This window comes from Providencia sp. PROV116 (assembly GCF_028482485.1).
Lineage (GTDB): Bacteria > Pseudomonadota > Gammaproteobacteria > Enterobacterales > Enterobacteriaceae > Providencia > Providencia rettgeri.
In genome coordinates, this window is the sequence record NZ_JAMPQO010000019.1 from 24110 (window position 1) to 44690 (window position 20581).

Here is a 20581-nt window from a genome sequence, read left to right on the forward strand (position 1 = left end):
TCCTATCGAGGCTAATCCAAGAAGATTTTTTCAGGTAGCACAAAGTTACGTAGTTTTAATAGCGCCAGCGGGCCTTGGCCCATTTCAGTGCGCAGTTGGTAATTGAGCGTGTTGCTATCTGGTGTTACCCATGACACGGTATAGCTACTGGTGCTTCCTGCATAAGGCGCGACATTGGCTGTCTCGAGTAAACGGATTAACCCCCAGACACCAGGATGATCGCCATAGAGTCGGGTACCGGTGGAGGTCGTCATCCAAGACAATGAGGCGCCTGACGCGACGGTATCGGCAGGCCATACAAACCGTTGCCATTGCGGGAACTGGTTATCGTAGGTGAGATTTTGCTTATCGATCACCAGTACGGTCTGCATCACCTGTTTACTGGTTCCCGGACGCATTTCAAAATAGAGACGTGCTTCTCCGTTTGCGAAAGCCACATCGCCTAGCTCACTCAAGGTATTCATCGCCTGAATAAACTCAGGGTTAAAGCGTAAGCCTTGAGCATTCGTGCTATTGGGTACCCAATGGTTGCCTTCTTTGCGTAAGACACCTTGCAAACGTGTTTCTAAGAAACGCTGAATACGTCCACTATCAGGGCGAAGATATTGTGCCATCAGAGGCAAAGAAATATCACTTTGCGTATCTTTCAAGGGATAGCGACCGCCAAATGCATTATTCCATTCATTGACAATCGCATTTTGCCATTCGCTATTGATCCCTTGAGCGGTAGGTGTGAGTAGCTGTTGCCATGCCTGAGTCATGGGCTCCACCAACAGTGCATAGCCAAAAGGTTGCCACTCTTGCCCAAAACTGGCGGCAATCAAGCTCCCCATATCCCGCGTTTCGGCAAAATCGACACTTTTACCTTCTAGAATACTTTGTGCGAAGGCTTGGGACATGGCTTGTGGGTCGGGGGCATTCACCACTTGCTGAAGTTTTAAACGCACACGAGTAATACGGGTTAAATACGCTTGTAAACTCAGATTATCACCGGTTTGTGAGGTGGCTTGAGGATCAACAAAGTTTAGGATAGGACCAAACGTCTCTTCCAATGGCCCCGTAAAATCGGCTTTTTGGTTAATCACCGGTTTTTGTTCTTTGTTGAGCAGCTCTTTTGCCGAATTAACAAACGAGTCGGCCAGTTTTTCTGCCTGACGTCCGGTTTTCCCTTGGTAGGCGAGGGTATTCATCAGGGCAATGACCGGAGATTGGCGAACATCGCTCATTAATGTGAGCTGGTCAATAGTATCGGACAGGCTGTCGGTCTGTCGCCATTGCAGGCTGTTTAAAAAATTTAACCAGCTACTTGAAAAATCGGCAAAATAACGCTCGGTGAGTTGCTGTTTAAGTACGTCAGGCGAAATATCTTGGCTCAGTTCGTGTTGGCTATCACTCAGTACCCAATCAATTTCATTGCGGCGCGACTCGACCGTTTTTTTGATGGCGGGTTGAATGGATTCTTCCCACGCTTTGCGGGTAAAAATGCCCGGTACAAACTCTTCTGTCGTCAATAAAAAGCTAACATCAGTATCGTTTGTCATGTCATTGAGAGTCATATCCGGAAATTGATTCTGTGCCTGCAAAAGCACTTTTTGGTATAGCGAAGCACTTTCGCTGCGTTGGCCGATTTGTCGAATGAGTAAGGTACGGCTTTGATTAATCAGGTTATTGTTAGCCGATAATTGCCAGTCAGGATGCTTGGGTAGCTGCTGCGCGTAGAACATGAGCAACTCTTTGCCAAGAGTGTGCCATTCTCCTTCATCTATTCCCTGAGGGGCGGGTAGGGTAGTTAGGATACTATCAGTGAAAAACGCCGGATCCATGCGCTCAGGCGTACTCATCATGAGATAAGTTTTTAAATCTTGATATGCACGTTGTGTCGCTTGGCGACGCTCATCACTGTTTGGCGATAATTGTGCATAGGCTTGCAATCGTTGCTCAAGTTGTTGACGGATATTATCTCGCAGAGGAGGGAGTACCGTCTGCTGATACAGCGGCCATAAATGCGCTAAGAGCGGCTCATTGCTATTCAAGCCAAAATGCAGCCAAAAAGGCACTGAGTTCTGTTCCCGATGAGTTAACAGCCCAAGAGTTTGCTGAAAATCATACTGAGCTTTGAGGCGTTCAGTTTCCGACAATTGGCTGTTAGCGGCGACGTTCGCGCTTTGGTAGCTCTCTTCGATAAGCTGGCGATTGGCGAAATAAGAGACAATCATCCCTGCACCCCACAAGGTCATGGCGGTGGCAGCACCGTATTGAACGAGACGTTTTTTGTCAAAGCCTAAAGAGGCAGGCTGTAAACCGGATGCCAGTTCAGATTGCACATTCAACCAGCTTGTCCAGCGGGTATCAGGGTGCCAACTATTGGGTAACCGTTGCTGATTTAACGAATTGATAGAAGGGCTAAATGCGATGCCAGAAAAAGGCAGCGTACGCAATTGGGTGTTGAGTGGCGCTAATGCGGTCGCGAGTTGTTGGCTGCCACCGTTTTGTAAAAATTGGGCTAGAGCAAGCAGATAGGTGTGTTTCTGTTCATGCAATAACGCTTGGGTTCCGTTGATCACAAGTGTGGGGATCAGGCTTAATAAGCTAGGTGATAGCGCCTCGGCGGGCATATTTTGCTCTGTCATGCAGAGGATAGAGGGCGTTTCAACTGCGCTGAGGGATTGTTGGTCACTGACACTCCATACCCAAACAGGCGCACGCCAACCTAATGCTTGGAAGAGGTTTTGGATTGCACGCCCTGCGTTATGGGCTGTTGCGGTATTGAGGTTAGTGAAAGTGACGCTGTTGTCTAAAAGCTGAGACGAAATGCTGTTTTCTGTCACCCAAATCACACCATCAAGTGGACGACGTCGGCGCAGGTGTTTGAGAGTATTGAGTCGCTCGGAGTCTATTGTTCCACCGATATCGCCGCCGTAAATCAGTAAGGTGCCGTCACACTCTTGCCAGATTTCTTGCGTCAGGCTAGGGGCGAGTTTTTCGACGGCGGAGTGGGAGCCGAGGAGGAGCTGAATGGAGACTTTGGAATGCCAGAAAGTGCCATATTGGGATTTTAGGGTGTTTTGGATTTCTAGTAGTAATACATTCTCCGTATCATTATGATTTTTAATGATGTTATTTGTTTTTTCTTTTGTTCCACTATAAGCATGTTTACCTATCCAGCGACTAACAGTAAAAACAACAATAGAAGCCAAGCCAATAAAACCACTAACCCATACGAGGGTATTCAGAGCATTATATTGTTTTTCCGAATTAGGCTGAATTTCTAATATTTCTGGTGAGAAATAAAGAATGAAGCCAAGGGTTATAGCTATGCTGAATAACACTAATAGAATAACCCATGGTTTTTCTAAATTTTTTAGTATGGAGAGTAAATAAGATTTCATATCGTGGCTCCAGATACGATGAAAATAAAGTAATTAATGTGTTTCAATGTAATGAAGCATTAAATTCCGATGGGAGGGTAACTATCCAAACAAATATTTCATTATTTTGATGTGTAATCGCAAGTTGGGCAGCTTCGGTTTTTATTAAACATGAAATGCTAATATAAAGGTTAACCCAAGGGGCGGCATGCTGAGTACAGCCAATAATATTATCAATACTATATAAAGGAATTTTCCCTCCGTTTTCGGTAAATAGAACTTCTGTTCTAGTATTATCCAGATTGCTGATTGAAAAAGCATTAATAAAAATAGACTTTACTTTGGTTAGCTCGACATTCCCCCAAAGGAGAGCATTATCAATAGATTTACTTAACTCCAGCGTATTGTTCTTATGCTGGGGTATAGATTCAGGTCGGTGAATAAAAGCGATATATTTGTTAAGCGTTTTTTTAGGCGATGATAATAAATGAGCCACACTAACCTCTGTGTATTTATCAATAGGGTGTTTAATCAGGTAAAGGTTTATAGTGAGTAAGTATTCAAAATCATCAACTTTATCTAACCAGTTATCTATAATGCTAATTGGGATATTTTTTTTATAATTAATACGGAATGGTCTTTCGAGTAATTGAGATATTTCTTGATTAATTTGTTTAGTATCATTTTCACTTAGAATGATACTTTCACCAATCGAAACTAAAATATTTAATGATACATTGTTAGATAGACATTTGATTGCGGTTAGCATTGATGGCTCACTAATTAACGCTTTAATTCTATTGATAACTCTTTCTACATCTGATGTGTTGCTATCAATGAACTGAGCACAGTAACTTGCTTTACCGTTGACTAGGTTAGGAGGCAAAAGAGATGTTTTACTGGCAATTATTTGTGTTGATAAATCTTTGCAGTTTGTTATGTGAGGAAGAATCATGGCTTGTGCTAAAAGTGTAACTTTTCTTTGGCCTATCGATATTCTTTTATCTTTGTCTATTTGTCTTTGTGTATCCCATCCATCAGCTGCCCATTTATTAAAAAGAAAAAATATGTATCTAACAGAATATAAACCTAGCCAAATTATGATGGTGAAAATGAGTAAATTAAACTCTGGTATTTTTTCTATTAACGACTGGGAAACTAAAAATCGATGTGAAATATAAATGACTACTGATAGTAAAACAAAAAAAATGCTCCATCGTTTAATTGATGGGAAATCTTGACGTTTTGCTTTTGGCGGTAGTGATAATAAATCAACAGGCATCAGTTTAGAGGCTCGCTTTGGCATTAGGAAGAGAGGATATCAAGGTGCAGCCACAGCTACATTTATGACCATCAAATGCAACAGGGATCCCATTATCTAAAAATGTGGGATGGCCTTGTGCAATAACCACATTATTGTGTCCTTTTTTAGGACAATAAACGGGATCACCTAAGCGAGCCACACCAATACCATTAAATACCATGAGTGATGAGCCGGAGAGAACTTGACCACCGCCTGTAGTTTTATCGCCAGTTCGAATAATACCTTTCATGATGAGGAGCCTTTAGATTGTGATTGATAGAGTGTAAAATTGGATTGATGAGGAATGCATTCAATGTTTTTATGGCGTGCAAAATGAATCTGTGACGGTAAGGTAAAAGACAATCACAGACTCAGGGAGTTAAAATCCCCAATATTGTTAGTATTTTTTTGCTATTTAAAAAAAAGTTTTCCACAAATTTTTAGGGTTGGTGGAGGCATCCAAATAGTAAGGGTCATTTTCATCTACTATCGCTTGCTTTTGAATATTATCAGGCCAAACAGGGCGACGGCTGGTTAAAATTGCAATATAGCGAGGTATTGCGTATAAAAAAGCTAAAGGGACTGTGATAGGGAACAGTATCACGGGTGTACCATTATGTTGCGTCATGGAGTAGAAGAAGGTAAATCCAAAACTTTCTTTTTTATTGGCGATTGGTAAACAAAAAGGAATACGTTCTTTCATACCTTGTGGGCCTTCTTCCATATAACGACGCACAAATTCCCAGTGGGCTCTCAGCTCTTCAAGATTGCCATGTGAGGCAGGTAGACAAAAGGTATCGATAATCGTGATGCCATCTTCAGCCAAAACATGCCCACTAATATAGTAATCCTTGCCAATTTCTTTGCGATGGTTTAATCCGGTCGTGAAAAATATGTCTTGCCAAGGGACAGTAAAGACCGAGCCATCAATGCGAGTTGCGTGGACCAACTGATTTTTACGATCAAATCGGATAGGGTAATGAGTCCATGCGAACCACTCTTTTTTTAATAAGAATAGCATCCAGAATGCCATCGGAAATATTATTAGCAAACCAACTAGAATAGCCAGTAAATACCCTACTTCATAGAATGACCGAGTAATAACATCAATAGCTAGCCAAGCAAATGTACCTATAAAAAATAAGCAACCAAAGGAAGCGGCAAGTGATAATAATCCCTTGGAAGAATAAAATTTATCCACCATTTCTAAGTAATTAGAGTTTATAGTAATAACTTTTAAATCCGGCATGAGTTGTTTTGTATCGATATTTACTCGTATTTTTTGCTCTAATTTTCCAGAAAACTCACTTTCATTTAATGGTCTATTGATTTTAAATTGTGGAAATAACCCGTAATAATCCATATTTATTGTCCTATTGCGCGTTTAAACTCAGCCATTTCCATCCACATAGAGGGGTAGATTTCGGGCCATTTATCTACAGGGATATGTTTGGGGACGCGTCGCCACCAGCATTGCTCTAACCATTTTTGAATATTGTCCTGTCCTTCATACGCAATGAAAATAGCAGTTCCTAATGCGATGAGTACGGCAATCACGGTGCCAAAAACAGGTATTGTTGATACAAGTGCAGCAAAAATAAGCAAAACACCACTGGCAGCAGAAAGAAGATAAGCAATAAAAAGCCCATAGTTGTTCTTGCCTATCTCATCTATGGCATTAAAAATATCAAACGCAACAGCTACTATCCCAGCCCCTACACCTAAACGTACTCCAACTGTTTTAAGGGTGTTATATGCCGTGATATTTTTGAAGCTTCGTAATAGCACAAATCGTTGAACACTTTCATCCAATACACCGATAGTTCCACTGATGATACCAGCAATGCCTGATAAGAAACGGCTATGTGCTTCAAATTGATCTTCAGAAAGTGTTTTTTTATCACTTAAATCGGCGGAATGGAACAAGGCTAAGCTTTGTAAAATTACTGATAATCCACCAGCACTGACAATTATCGCGGATTTTCCTGTCCCAGAGGTCATACTGGTGCGATATTGGGCGTAATTTGTTGCTTCGGTTTCACTGAATAGTCGTAAGAGTTTAGTTAAAGCCCTCTCTTGTTGTTGCGGGGGAAGCTGTTTTACTCGGTCAAGCTCTCTAGTATCAATATCAACCCAATAATCCAAGATTTTATTTTTGTTCATCGGTAAACCTGAAACCCGTAAACGCTTTAGCTCTTCGTGGGCAAGCCGCCTAATTTCAGACTCATTTAATGTATTGTTGCTATCGCTTAATCGAATCAAGGCGTCTGACACTTTTTTAACAAAATGGCCAAATTTTGCCTTTTCATGAACTCGTACAATTTCTTTATTTTGAAATGCACCTATTGCGATAGCAAAAGCATAAACTTTAGGGGAGCTGATGGTGCTATCAAATGCTTTCATTGTAATGGTGGCTAGCCGCCCTAAATAGATTGCTATGACTGATTGTGATGCTAAACGCTGAGGCTCTATCACTTTTGCAAAAGCATCAGCTAGTCCAGACCAAGGCAATGTAATTTTGCTGACGGAAATATTTTGGTCGATGGTAGACCATGGTAGCTCAAGCACTTCAATTGATTGCTGTGCTGTTGCTTCATCAATTTTCTCCGCTAAAATTGCTTGATTAAGTACTAAAGCTCTTCCCAGAATATTACTAGGATCAGACAAGTTATTTAAAAGTGACTGATGAAAAAAATCCAGGCTACCTTTTTTGTCTGACATATTCGTAATGCAGTAGCTAACAATCGTTGTGTAAGCAATGCCGCTTAACAAATCATTAGGATCAAAGTATTGTTGAAAATAGTATTGTAGTGTTGAAGACTGAAACCAATCCAAATAGAGTTTTGTTCGAGGGCTGACAACACGCTGATTATATTCGGTTAATATTTTTTGGAATTTGAGTCTAAAATCATCAACGGCATCCGCATAATAATACTGTTGATATTTTGCCCAGTTGGCATCTGCAGCTGCTGACATGCGTTTATCACGAACAGGCGTATATATTGTTTCAATCGCGGGTTTGTTTCTGACATGGAGGTACTCAAAAACACCACCTCTAGCGATCTTATCATTAAACTCTGTTTCTGCGGTATAAGCTCTTTCAAAGTCTGTTCTCATACCCGCTTTCAAGCTGGATATAGCTCCATAGAGTGCTACTTTTCGCTCAATATCTGGTCGGCTATAGACGTTTTTATCCAGTTCATATTGAATTAATGTCGGGAGGTCTTTTAATATTCCCGTAGGGTCTTGCAGAACAAAAATAGCACCACGAGGATCTAATTGGTCATTTTGGCTTTGAACTGCGGTTTCAATTTTCTCCCCTGAGGCCGTTGGCGTAAACCACTGTGTTTTAAATCGGTAAGAATAGGTAATAAATCCATCAAGTGCTCGAGATAATAGCGAGGTAGACCAGTCTCGCATTTGACTTTTTTGGGCATGTTGGTTGTATTCTGCAATGGTGTTTTCAATTTGTGCTAATGGCAAGGCTTGCTCAGTATTTTGGTTATTTAGCCAAGCATCCATATCAAAGCGTTGCATATACTGTTCACGATGACTTTTCTCTTCGAATTGTTTTCGAATGGTATCGGTCCATTTGACTTCAGACCAAGCAAACCAGAACTGGCCATTTTTCATGCCTTTCGGCATCATAGGCAATGCAATGAGTGAGGCTTTTGCTAATTCTTCAGGCTGGGAGATGCAAGGTTTGATTTTCCCTGAGACTACATTGTCAGGTACATCCCCATCAGGTGGTAAGGGGTAATAAAATCCCTCCTCAGTAATATAGTAATTGATCCATTCATTGCCGATTTCATCCCAAATGTTTAAGTAGCCAGAGCGCAATAATCGCAAGGTATACGCTGTTTCCCCTTGGGCTTCAACGGGAACGTGTATGCTTTGAGGCATGACAGGGAGAATATCCTGTTTAGACATGATGGCTGGGCGAGCAAGTAAGATGGGCAATCCCTGACGAATACAGAAATTGCACCCTTGCGATTGATTTTGTTCGGTCATCTTGAGAGTCCTTTAGAAAAAGCCAATATGGAGGTGTGGGATTTAATTTCTTGCCAATGAGAGTCATGCCAGCTGGATGTTATGCGGCTGTAATAGTTGGGGTTGTGGGCTGAGATTTTTAATAACGCTTGAACATCATGATGTAGCCAAAAAGCACATTGCAAAGAACAGCCTTGTTTGACAAAAGTCATAATATCTTCGTTTGTGTTTAAACCATATTCAGTAGCTCTTAATAACAATGAATCAATCTGTTGACTAAGGATATTCCTTTCGTCTAAAGAGACGAACGGTGAATACTTGCTCAGAATTTGATTAATAAGACCGATACGGTGTAATTGAGCTAGTGGCAAATCAATAGGGGTATTTTTATGATAATTGATTTTTTCTGAAAAATTTAATGTATGCCATTGTTTATCTAGCCAAAATGTCCATGAAGGAACCACTTGAGTTTTTAAATAAATTTGTAATTGCCAAGGGGTGAGCATCCATGATAACTGAAATAACACGCGTGGATCGTAGTAGCGTAGCAGATAATTTTGGTGTTTTTCATCGCTAATTAATAGGGCGTTAGCTAATTCATTACATAAGGATTCAGCGGATAATAGACTCTCTAAAAATAAACATACTTTTGGTGTCGATGAATCGACAGACTGCTGTTTTATTTCTGCCAGCAGCATTTGCCAGTCAGATGCGGGCAATTCATGTAGTGATATTAACGCAGGGTACAAATGTGCTTGTGGTTTAAGGTGTGCAGAGACCATATCTAATGAGGGAAAACGTTCAACTAATTCGCTGGCGAACGCTTTGTCAATGATGGCAAATTGATGTTCACCAAGCGCTTTGGGTTGAGATAAATAATATTCCATATAAACTCCTAGCGCAGTGGAACCGTACCCGTTCCATTTTGGGCAGCTTCTGAAGCCATGGATTCACAAGCTGTAAATTGTGGATATGGCATATTCAATGTTGCAGCATCCATATATTGAAGATTTGAACTTTTTACATTGAAATCTCCACTAGTTCCGTGCTCAATTTGTGAACCTTCAATGGTGATATACGAGCTACCAGATTGCAGTGTAATTTTTTTCTTCGCACTGATGATAATTTCATCATTGCTACTAGTAATATTCAGCCCTTTTTGTGCAATGATGTCGACTTCACCTGTTTGAGCTTGAATTTCTATCTTGCCTGCCGCACTCACTAACTTCATGCCTAACTCATGGGCGAATAACACCATCTTTTTCTTAGCAAATAAAACCATACGTTTGAGTGATGATATTTCTGTGTTACCTGCCGCTGTGTAGATTTGATTGCCATTACTACTGTGCTGAATATGTTTGGGGGTGGATACTGCAATACCACCGGGAGCTCCTGCAAGGATCACGGGTTCTTGTAATTGCGTAATATTGCCATGTAAAAAGGTCTCTTGCGTTTGATTATCTAAAGGCTCAACCTCCGCTTTCTCTAATATTGTTGAGAGAGATTCAGCCATGGATAATGCATCAGAAAGTTGACGTTTGATTTCATCGATATTGAGTTGTTGCTCGTTCGCTTTTTCTTGCTCATGAGTACTTATTAACAACCCTTTACCCGCACGGATCGCGCCCCAGCTATCTGTGCGTAACTCAAAACCGTCGCCGCGTTGTTCGCGCTCGGCGTTCACCAAATGCCCCAAGTTTAACTGGGTTTTTCCACCATACTCGGTGCTGAGCTTAATATGCTCTTGCCCGCGCTTATCCTCCATACGCAGTTTGTTATTCGCAGGCGTGCGGATCACATTGCGGGTGTTATTTTTATCCGTTACGTGGTCGGGGTGGCGGGAGTCATGGAGTGCATGAGCAATGTAAGGACGGTCTGGGTCACCTTCATGGAAGGCGATAGCGACTTCGGTCCCTTGAATCAGTGGGAAATGCATCCCATACGTATCGCCGGCGTAGGGTTTCGCCAAACGTACGGGCATACTTTCATAACCCTTGGTTTTATCATCACGATCCGCATCGAATTTTACCCAATAAAACCCATGTTCATTTTGGTGGGCATAAATATCGTGGTCTTTTGCGCTGGTGACGCGCGCCATTAATGTTCCTGCAATGACTGGGCGCGGTTTTAGTGCAGGGCGCCAGCACAGTGATTCCGTGTAAGGCACAGCATCGAAACGGACGGTTAGCGCTTTATCTCGGCTGGCGGTAAAGCGTAGGCGAGTAATTAAAATCGGTGATTTGAATACGCTGGGTAACGTCGAACTGAGCGGGTTATCTTGAATACTTAGCACTAATAATGGCGTCAGATCCGCCGCGCTACTTTCTCCGCGTAGTAAAGTCTGGCGAGCTAAAAAACGCTCGTGATCGAGTCTTGCCCAGAAGTTAGCGGTTTCAGTTTCAGGGCGAATTTTATCCCCACGGGTGAGGTGGCGGCCTTTATAGTGATAAACATCGCCGTAGTTGGTTTTCTCTCCATCACCACGAGTCATGTCCGCCACCGCTGAAATTAAGGTATCTTCCGCCAGTCGGTGGTTATAGTCTTTAGTAAAAACAGTGCTTTCAACCACTTGATGACGTAAAGATAATCCCCAAACACTGTCGACATAATTATCACTGAGTCCCGACGGACTATTTAATGGCAGCGTTTTGTCATACACATAACCGCGTTGGCTATCGGTAAAGTGGAGCACCTCGGTTTGGGTATCATCTTGTAAACTGAAACGGTAGAAAATGCCGACTTCACTGAGTAAGCGCTCAATAAATTGGCGGTCGCTTTCATTGATTTGATTAATTTGCTCGCGCTTTGGATATGCTTTTTCGAGATGAAATTCGAATTCCCAGCCTTTGAAATTATGTTCACGCAGAATTTGTTCAACCACATCAGGGATGGATTGGTTGATAAAAAAACGGTGGCTGCGAATTTGATGGCGCAGTAGCGCAAAAAAAGGCTCGATAACTAACTGGTAGCGGGCTTCATCTGCAGAGCCAGAGAGGCGACGGAAATCCGTCACCACGCCATGAACGCGCTTGGCAACGCTCGGCTGAGTGGCGAGTCCCATTAAGTTATTCATCGGTGCCGAAAAGGTCAGGCTAGCATTACGACGCAGTAATTGTTGAGCAGAAAGATCTTGAGCGGAACAGGTAAACGTAATCTGGTAGCGATAGGGTTCGCTAGCGGCTTCACGCCCGGTAAAATGTTCAACGTCCAGTAGGTCTGAGCAGCCTTGCACTTCAAGGCGATAGCGGTTTTGACCTTGAAGGAGGTTTTTGGCTGTATCGAGTAGGCTCATGGATTTATCTCCTCAATATCACTGAAACTCAGGGTGATCCCGTCTTCTTCGCTATACCCTAACGTCAGGCTTTGTGCTTGCTGCTGGTTAGCTTGGCGCATAAGTAATTGTTGGCTAAGTACCGGTAAAATTTGTTGGTTAAGTAGGCTGTCTATATTGCGTGCGCCGGTGTCGGGTAATAAACAGGCGCTCACGAGGGTGTCATACAGCGCTTCTTCGATAATACCCTCAAGCTTGTAGTGGGTGTAGAGACGCTTAATGACGCTACCCAGTTTCATTTCAACAATTTGGCGCAGTGCCACAGGGCCTAATGGACGATAAATTAGGGTTTGGAAGCGGGCAAGTAATGCAGGTTGGAAGTGGTCACGCAAGGTTGGGCGCAGCAGTTCTTGTAACTCGCCGTCGGTCGACTCAGGGAATTCTTCGAGTTGTTGCATGATCAAGTCACTGCCCAAGTTGGCTGTCATTAAGATCACGGTATTGCGAAAATCAATTTCACGGCCTTCGCCATCGCGCATGAAACCACGGTCAAACACTTGATAAAACAGGTTAAGTACATCGCGGTGCGCTTTCTCCACTTCATCGAGTAATACGACGCTATAAGGGCGCTTGCGAACAGCTTCCGTTAAAATCCCGCCTTGACCATAACCCACATAGCCTGGAGGCGAGCCTTTTAATTGGCTGACGGTATGGGCTTCTTGATACTCAGACATGTTGATGGTAATTAAGGATTTTTCGCCGCCAAACAGGACATCAGCCAAGGCGAGGGCTGTTTCCGTTTTCCCTACGCCACTTGGGCCGACCAGTAAAAATACCCCTTGCGGACCATTTTCTGAGGCGAGACCTGTGCGAGCTGCACGCAGTCGTTGTCCAAGCGCCAATAATGGGCTTTCTTGACCGACTACGCGTTTACCTAGCGACTCTTCTAACTCAAGTAGCTCGGTTTGTTCATCTTTTAATAGGCTGGATAAGGGCACGCCTGTCCAATCAGCGATGACAGTGGCCACCGTTCTGACATCCACATCGGGGGTGATTAGCGGTTCATTTTGCTGAATAAGTTCTAACTGTGATTGGATATCGCTGACATCTTGGGATTGACGGCGCTGTTCTAAGAGCTCACTGATAAGATTTTTTTCTTGCTCAAAACGCTGTTCTAATTCAGTCAGCTGTATGGCGATTTGCGCATCTTGAGTGACTAATTCGCTCAGGAGGGGTTGGTTGGTGGTGTTGCCAATCACCAAATCATCAAGGATCGCTTGCTGTTCAAGTTCTAATGCAGTGCGCTTGGCTTTTAAACGTGTCAGTTCTTCAGGGAGTGTATCGAGGCTCATCCGGATACGAGCGCTGGCGGTATCAAGTAAATCCACAGCTTTATCGGGGAGTTGGCGACCGGTTAAGTAACGGCGAGATAAGGTGACAGCGGCTTTGACCGCATCATCGGTAATGTGAACACCGTGATATTTTGCATAGCGAGGTTTTAATCCACGCAGCATTAAACAGGCTTTTTCATCATCAGGTTCATCGACTTTGACCACTTGGAAGCGGCGTTCTAAAGCGGCGTCACGCTCGAAATATTGCTTATATTCAGACCAAGTGGTTGCGGCAATCGTGCGTAATTCACCACGGGCAAGGGCAGGTTTGAGTAAGTTAGCGGCATCTGCGCCACCGGCTTGGTTGCCTGCGCCAATAATGGTATGGGCTTCATCGATAAATAGTAAAATTGGTGTTGGGGATTGTTGTACGGCTTCAATCACGTTTTTTAAGCGCTGCTCAAATTCCCCTTTGACGCCAGCCCCCGCTTGCAGTAACCCTAAATCTAAGGTGCGTAATGAGGTTGTTTGCAGGCTGACAGGCACATTGCCCTCAACAATGCGTAAGGCTAAGCCTTCCACTAACGCCGTTTTCCCGACACCCGGTTCGCCCACGAGAATGGGGTTGTTTTTGCGACGGCGAGAGAGAATATCCACCATTTGACGTATTTCGTCATCACGTCCAAAGACAGGGTCAATCGCGCCTTCGCGCGCTTTATCGGTGACATCCACCGTAAATTTATTCAGCACTGCCAGTAAGGCATCGTTCAGTGTGTTACCGATGACATTCGGTGCTGTAGTTTCGTTTGTTGATTGCGTTTCAAGTGGCGCTTCTGCCGGTAAAGATTGATTATGTACCGCAAGTTGCTGAACTTCCGGGCGCTCATCGGATTGCGCATCAAGCATCGGTCTTAAGCGTTGTAATTGTGTGATGCTTAAGGTCATTAATGGCCAAAGGGCGTCGTTCGGAACTAAAGAGGGTTGCTTCACCATTGCCGCAAGAATATGGACGCTGCGAATGTGCTCGATATCTTCATCCAATGAGGCTATCACCCAAGCGTTTTGAATTAAGTTTAGGAGTGATTTTGAGAGGGAGGGGCGGCTATGGATAGAGCGCGGTAAGCTATCGATTTTAGTCAATAAGCTTTGCCAAAGTGTGGACATATCCCATTCATAGCGGCGAGCTAACACCGTGATATCACTTTCCCCCATTTCCAATAATTTGAGCAACCAATGTTCAATGGTAATTTCCGCATGCGCTCGTGTCTGGCAGAGTGAAGCTGCCGCTTCTAATGCGCTGGCACAGTAAGGGTTTAGGCGACGTAATAGCATCACGGATGAATTGTCCATATTCTCTCTCTTGTATTGGGGGGAAAATGGTTAGAGACAGCAAGGAACGCTACCGCCCCTAACCGTTAACCGAGGTTCATTAGGTATCAAGATAAATTGTGTGTTGTGTGTCATCGGCGTACGAATACGTACAAAAAAGCAGACGCCGAAACGCCTGCTTGTCTTAATTAAGCGGTAGCACGCTCATTCCACGAGTCGGAATGAATGATGTTGCCGTCTTTGTATGTCCAAGTGATTTTTTCATAGCGCAGCTCAATCTCTTCGAGATGGTTGTGCTTCTCTTTATTAGGGTCTTTAATGTCGTGCATTTTTGGCGCGACTTTGACCACTTTGACGTTTTCGAGCTTGGTATTGAAATATTCGACTTCTTGTCCCGCATCATCAATGCGGTACCATTTGAATTCGGCTTCTTTCAAGGTTTGGCCAGTCGTTACCGCTTTGTACAAATAAGGGCTTGATGCATCAATTTCTTTCACGAAAATAAACGGGGTATGAATACGTGTACCCGTTAACTTACCGGTATTGTTATCGGTTGGGATGTACAGGTTATGGTCTTGTGCGACCACTTCAATACTGCCTTCACGGTCTTGTACATTAACAGAGCCCTTGATATCTGCGCCGCCGTCATCTTTTAGCCATAAATAAACAGGAATAGCCATTGTTACTTCTCCTTTCGGGTCGAATGTGTGTCATCGTCCATCGGTGACACGGTTTGATTATCTGTCTCTTGGCAAGCATCTGCCTGAGGGATGAGTCGTATTTCAACGCGCCGATTCTTCGCTCGGCCTTCAGCGGTTTGATTATTGGCAACAGGGTTATTCTGGCCATCTCCTCGAACGGCAAAACAGGCTGGACTGATATCACTGGTCTTTATCATCCAATCTCTGACCGATTCGGCGCGTTTCAGGGATAGTGTTTGGTTGAGTGCTGGGTTTCCGGTGTTATCGGTATAGCCTGAGATGACAATCAACCAACCGGGTTTCGCTTTAATATTGAGTAAGGCGTCGACCAAAACCTTGGTGGCACCTGCTTTTAGCGACGATTGTCCCACATCGAATAGCGATAAGCTGTCAAGGCTGACTATTTCGGGGGCATTTTGAACAATGATAGGCGCAGGAGGCGGTGGGGGAGCCCAACCACTTAATAGTGTGTGCAAGTAGGGTAATATTCTCGCTCCCTGATATAACGCTAAAGAATGAGAGGTTGGGACTCCTTCGCGTTCCCAGCGCGCTAATTGAGCTGCATCATCTTGCAGTTGCTGGTAAGCAGTCTGTTTTGGTGCAAGTGGTGTATCTGACAGTTGCGAAAAACGCGCAATATCTTCACCAATATGACGAATGAGTTGCTGATTATGGTAGTAACTTCCGATTAATGTGCCTATTAAGAAAACACCAAAAATAATTCCGATAGCGCCGAGGGTTCTTTCTGTACGGCTTAAGCTAATATCATGGTGTAAGCGACGCAACATTACATCGGGCAAAGGTAGCAAATCAGTAGTTTGAATTGATGAATATAGAGGCAGCATGGTTTTTTCTTGAATAAATTGCTGCCATAAATTGTTTGGTTGGCTAGTGATATCAATCCACTGAATAGCCCATGCTGAAGGGATTTGTTTCGGTGCTCCAGCTTGAGGTAGTATGAATTGAGGAACTAAAACTTGGTTTAGCCAGCTTTGTAAGGTATCTAGCCATAGAGAAAATTGCAGGCTTTGTTCTGACTGACCGATATGCGTGGGTAGCCACACAGAGTAAGGGACTGACATTGTACCTTCTTGCTCCACCTGAAATTCAGTTTGGTGGCTGAGTAACGTCATCCAAGGGGTATGTTCATCATCAACATGCATAGCGGTATCAGCGTGATGAGGTTTAGAAAGGTATACCGTTACCCAAAATGGCAATTTAGCACCGATTTTTTGACGACCTTCCCCAATAGCTCGACGCCAATTGAGTAGCGCTTGTGTTAGGGTTTCTTGTTGTGTCAGTTGCTCGGGTAATACAACGTATAGTAAGGATAAGTGCCCAGATAGCGATGGGGCATATTCCACCAATGCGGCAATCAGTTTAACGAGCTCAGTGGGCGCGGATACACGAATATACCAACCTTGATTTGTTTCTCTGTGTAATTGGGCATCCAGAAATAGCGCTTGAGATTGACCACAAACTAAAATGACAGGCCCCTGATAATTATCAGCCGGAAATGCACCTGTATAATCATGTTCAGTGGATAACACTTGGCGTTGTTGTTTATATTGCCAAAACAACATTCCACCCGTCAGTACTAAGACGAAGACGGAAACAAAAATGGAGACACTTTGCCCTAGAGACCAAAACCCCCAAAGTAGCCACAAGAAAAGTCCCGTAGCAAAAAGCGTCAGACACGGTTTGATTGGATTTTGCATGCCTATCCTTGTGTCATCCACTGTTGTAGTAAATGTTCTAGCGAAGCACTGAACCCCCACCACATGGCGGCGAGTATGAGAATGCCGCCTATCCAACCAAACCAGTAAAGTCTGCGACGGCTAAACTGTAATTTAGGTTTTACGACGAGAGGTAATTCTGAAGTGACCAGATAGTCCGGAAGTTGAACATTGAGTTGAGCGACGATCCGCTCACGTTCTGGCGCTTCTTTTTGACGAAACTTACCGACAAACCCGAGGGTAAGCACACGATGAAAACAGAGCAAAACGTCAGGATTCGGGGCGGTTTCGTTTAAAATGCTGCGTAGGCGATCCCAAAGTTTGTCTCCCGCTTCTAATGTATTGAAATAACGTGCTTGCAAAGGAGATTGGATCCAAGTGTTGTAGCCATCATCTTGGTGCTGGCGATTCATCACGCTTTCATCAATTAGCGCACATTGGGCATATTGCATATGCTCAATGGCGGATTCAGGGTAGCCATGTTCGAGTAGTTTTTGACGTGTTTCATCAATGAGTTGGCAAACACGACGATAAAAACTATCCCCTTGAGTGATGGCAGTGCCTTGATGTAATTGGCAAACCATCAGCCAAGTTTGAGCGAAGATCATGTCGATAGTATGGTGCGATGTTGTATTGTTCATGAGCGAAGTACCGCAAACAGCTCTAATTGAATGTCACCTAACGTGCTTGGAACATAGAACGCACACTGCCCAGAAGAGAGCATGGCTTGACCCGCAGGTGTTTCAATATCTAGCGCAAAATATTGATTTTCTAAGCGAAGAGGGACCGCCGTTGGGACATGGCTGAGCGGTTTCAATGGAATACCATTGAGTGCCACATTAACGACGTCAGCCACATCATCACTACTACCCGCTTTGCAAAGGAGTGGAAATTGAGCGATTAATAAGTGAGCAGGTAATGATGAGCGAACCGATAAGTAAAAATCGGCTTCTTCACGTAATCGACCGTCATGGAGTTGACCTTTCCAGAATGGACCTTCTTTTACTAATTCAATACTGATAACACGCGAAGGTAAGCTGGCTTCAAGTAGCGTATTTAATAAAGAAAAAAGCGGTGGAAAAACCTGCTCAGGCTGCTCATGTTTGTATAGTGGTATATCTTCCAATTTATGTTCTAAAGAGAAGGTTAATAAGCTCCCTGCTAAACGAGCAAGTTCTCGGTAGAGTAATTCAGGATGACGATGTAATGCAGACCCGAGTTCATTGAGTACGGGTTCAGCGCTGTTTAGTGAATTCAATAGCCAAAATAATGAGACATCAGCAACCACAAAGTCGGCCATTTTTTCATTACTTTCGCGACGTAGCGCCATTAAACGGCGGCGTTTAGCTACTAATCTATGCATAAACTCCGAGAGTAATGAACGTAATTCAAGGCTACCCTGACAAGCAAGCAAGGGGGGAATAAAACGGTTGTCGAATTCCCACATCCCTTGAGCGTTGCGGATAAGCCGTGCAACCGGACAGGTCATATAGGCTTCATTCTCATCATGGGCAAAACGTAGCGTTGCCACATGACGCAATACTGCAATATCCGTTTCCTCATGTCCGAGCAGATCTTGAACTTTAACCCACTCTTGACTAAATCGACGAGGGCGATCGGTACCCGCTTCAGAGGCTAAGTTGCCACCATTTGCTAGCATTAAAGGTAATGCTAAAACGATGTCTAACGACTGGCGGTCTGCGTAGTCAGCAAGGGATAACACAGGAGGAAGCGCATCAGCTAGAGTGGTATCAATAAGTGTGCCATCATGGAAACGCACAACCATTTTTTGTGCGCTAACGCGAGATAAGGTTAACGCACTGGCATCAAATTCCGCGCTAATCACCCCCCACGTTGAGGCAATGCCCATTTGAGCAACGACTTCAGCGACATGGCTGTCCCAACGGGCTTGTTGTTGAAATTGTTGAGGGGCCAAAAAGGCCCCGTCTGTCCATAGGGGACGGTAGATTTTCATCCTGAATGACCTTTATGAACCGTTAGGCTTTGGCTTTAGGCATTTGTGAAACTAACGATAAATCAACATCCATACCTTCGACTTGGAAGTGTGGGACGGCATACAGTTTCACGCGGAAGAAGCCAGGGTTATCTTCAATATCTTCGACAACCACTTTTGCATCGCGTAAAGGATGAGAGGCTTGTAAATCATCCCCCGGATCGGTCATTTCAGTCACTAAACCACGCACCCAGTTGTTGAGTTCTAATTCAAGGAGGCGTCTATCTTTGGTGGTACCAATGTTTTCACGTTGAATAAGTTTCAAGTAATGGGCGATACGAGACAGTAAGAAAATGTACGGTAAGCGGGCGTTGATGCGGCTGTTCGCGGTGGCATCAGCGGTATCGTATAACGCCGGTTTTTGCGCCGAATTAGCGGAGAAGAAGCAGGAGTAATCACGGTTTTTGTAGTAAGACAGCGGGATAAAACCAAGGTTCGCAAACTCAAACTCGCGGGTTTCTGGGATCATCACCTCAGATGGGATTTTGACCTGACTACCTGTTCCTAAATCAAATAAATGAATAGGTAAATCTTTCACTGCGCCACCTGCCTGCGGGCCACGAATTTGCACACACCAGCCATTATTGATAAAGCTTTTTACCATATTAGCAGCAAAGGCAAATGTGGCATTCGTCCACAAATATTTCTCGTGATCTGGCCCTTTTACTTCTTCGACGTAATTGAAGCTACGAACAGGTACTGTATCTGGACCATAAGGTAGGCGACCCAATACACGCGGCATGGTTAAACCAATATAACGGGCATCATCCGAGTCACGGAAGGCTTTCCATTTGATGTATTCAGCACGATCAAAGTAGTTACCAATATCTTTGATTGCAGCCACTTCTTCCATGGTTTCTTTGCCAAAGAATTTTGGTCCAACAGAGCCAATAAATGGCATATGGGCAGATGCGGAGACTTTAGAGATACTACGTAATAAGGCGATATCTTGAGGGCTGCGATCAAATTCATAGTTAGAAATCATCGCTGCAATAGGCTCACCACCTGGAGTGTCATATTCCGCAATGTAGGTATGGTGGTAAAGGCCACTTTGGATAATTTCCGGGCTATCTTCGAAATCTTGGCGTAGGTCATCTTTGGCGATATCCAGTAGCTCAATTTTGACGTTTTGACGAAAATCAGTGCGATCAACGAGGAATTTTAAACCACGCCAAGTAGATTCAACTTTTTGGAAGTCTTGATGGTGCATCACTTCGTCAAGTTGTTGACTAATTTGCTTATCAAGTTCAGCAATATGATGATCAAGTAAGTTGCGGTCTAAACGTTCCACTTTTTGACCGGATGATTTTAAACGGTCTAAAAAGACTTGAACAGCAACCGTGACACGTTCATCCGCAGTTGCATCCGCTAGTGCAGCATTATCTTGGAATTCATTAATATCACTGATTGTAGCAACAGGGGTTAAATTAATTTTTTCAAATAAAGAAGCATAAACACCATGATTAGACGTATCATCAAGTACAGTCGTTGCACCTTGGGTTGATTCAGTTTTTACAGACATCAGCATAATCCTTTAG

Annotated in this window: 13 protein-coding genes; all 13 read right to left on the minus strand. The window is 43.7% G+C overall.

Annotated features, from left to right (window positions below):
• Window positions 1-11 precede the first annotated feature (11 nt).
• Window positions 12-3389 (minus strand): ImcF-related family protein, encoded by a 3378-nt coding sequence (locus PSE72_RS13440; protein WP_217007924.1) that lies wholly within the window; start codon window positions 3387-3389, stop codon window positions 12-14.
• 43 nt (window positions 3390-3432) lie between these two features.
• Complete coding sequence (locus PSE72_RS13445; RefSeq protein WP_272690982.1) at window positions 3433-4650, minus strand: hypothetical protein; 1218 nt, start codon at window positions 4648-4650, stop codon at window positions 3433-3435.
• A 4-nt stretch (window positions 4651-4654) separates the two neighbouring features.
• Complete coding sequence (locus PSE72_RS13450; RefSeq protein ID WP_129466700.1) at window positions 4655-4921, minus strand: PAAR domain-containing protein; 267 nt, start codon at window positions 4919-4921, stop codon at window positions 4655-4657.
• Between the two features lie 165 nt (window positions 4922-5086).
• Complete coding sequence (locus PSE72_RS13455; protein ID WP_109911515.1) at window positions 5087-6034, minus strand: DUF6708 domain-containing protein; 948 nt, start codon at window positions 6032-6034, stop codon at window positions 5087-5089.
• A 2-nt stretch (window positions 6035-6036) separates the two neighbouring features.
• On the minus strand, window positions 6037-8682 hold the full coding sequence (locus PSE72_RS13460; RefSeq protein ID WP_217007925.1) for a T6SS effector BTH_I2691 family protein: 2646 nt from the start codon (window positions 8680-8682) through the stop codon (window positions 6037-6039).
• A complete protein-coding gene (locus PSE72_RS13465) occupies window positions 8679-9548 on the minus strand; it encodes a DUF4123 domain-containing protein (RefSeq protein WP_109911517.1) in 870 nt (289 codons plus the stop codon). Before PSE72_RS13465 ends, PSE72_RS13460 begins: the two co-directional genes overlap by 4 nt.
• An 8-nt stretch (window positions 9549-9556) precedes the next feature.
• Window positions 9557-11953, minus strand: a complete 2397-nt coding sequence (locus PSE72_RS13470) for a type VI secretion system Vgr family protein (protein WP_115167002.1) — start codon at window positions 11951-11953, stop codon at window positions 9557-9559.
• Window positions 11950-14613 carry a type VI secretion system ATPase TssH gene (gene tssH / locus PSE72_RS13475; RefSeq protein ID WP_213942554.1) on the minus strand — a complete coding sequence of 888 codons (2664 nt, stop codon included), beginning with the start codon at window positions 14611-14613 and terminating at the stop codon, window positions 11950-11952. Before tssH ends, PSE72_RS13470 begins: the two co-directional genes overlap by 4 nt.
• Window positions 14614-14780: 167 nt before the next feature.
• The gene (locus PSE72_RS13480) at window positions 14781-15272 is read right to left on the minus strand and encodes an Hcp family type VI secretion system effector (protein WP_004912469.1); all 492 of its coding nucleotides are present in this window, start codon (window positions 15270-15272) and stop codon (window positions 14781-14783) included.
• Window positions 15273-15274: 2 nt separating this feature from the next.
• Complete coding sequence (locus PSE72_RS13485) at window positions 15275-17011, minus strand: OmpA family protein (RefSeq protein ID WP_198641544.1); 1737 nt, start codon at window positions 17009-17011, stop codon at window positions 15275-15277.
• A gap of 2 nt (window positions 17012-17013) precedes the next feature.
• Window positions 17014-17670, minus strand: a complete 657-nt coding sequence (tssL, locus tag PSE72_RS13490; RefSeq protein ID WP_198641545.1) for a type VI secretion system protein TssL, short form — start codon at window positions 17668-17670, stop codon at window positions 17014-17016.
• On the minus strand, window positions 17667-19004 hold the full coding sequence (tssK, locus tag PSE72_RS13495; protein ID WP_004912456.1) for a type VI secretion system baseplate subunit TssK: 1338 nt from the start codon (window positions 19002-19004) through the stop codon (window positions 17667-17669). Before tssK ends, tssL begins: the two co-directional genes overlap by 4 nt.
• A 22-nt stretch (window positions 19005-19026) precedes the next feature.
• Window positions 19027-20571 carry a type VI secretion system contractile sheath large subunit gene (gene tssC / locus PSE72_RS13500; protein WP_115167003.1) on the minus strand — a complete coding sequence of 515 codons (1545 nt, stop codon included), beginning with the start codon at window positions 20569-20571 and terminating at the stop codon, window positions 19027-19029.
• Window positions 20572-20581 lie beyond the last annotated feature (10 nt).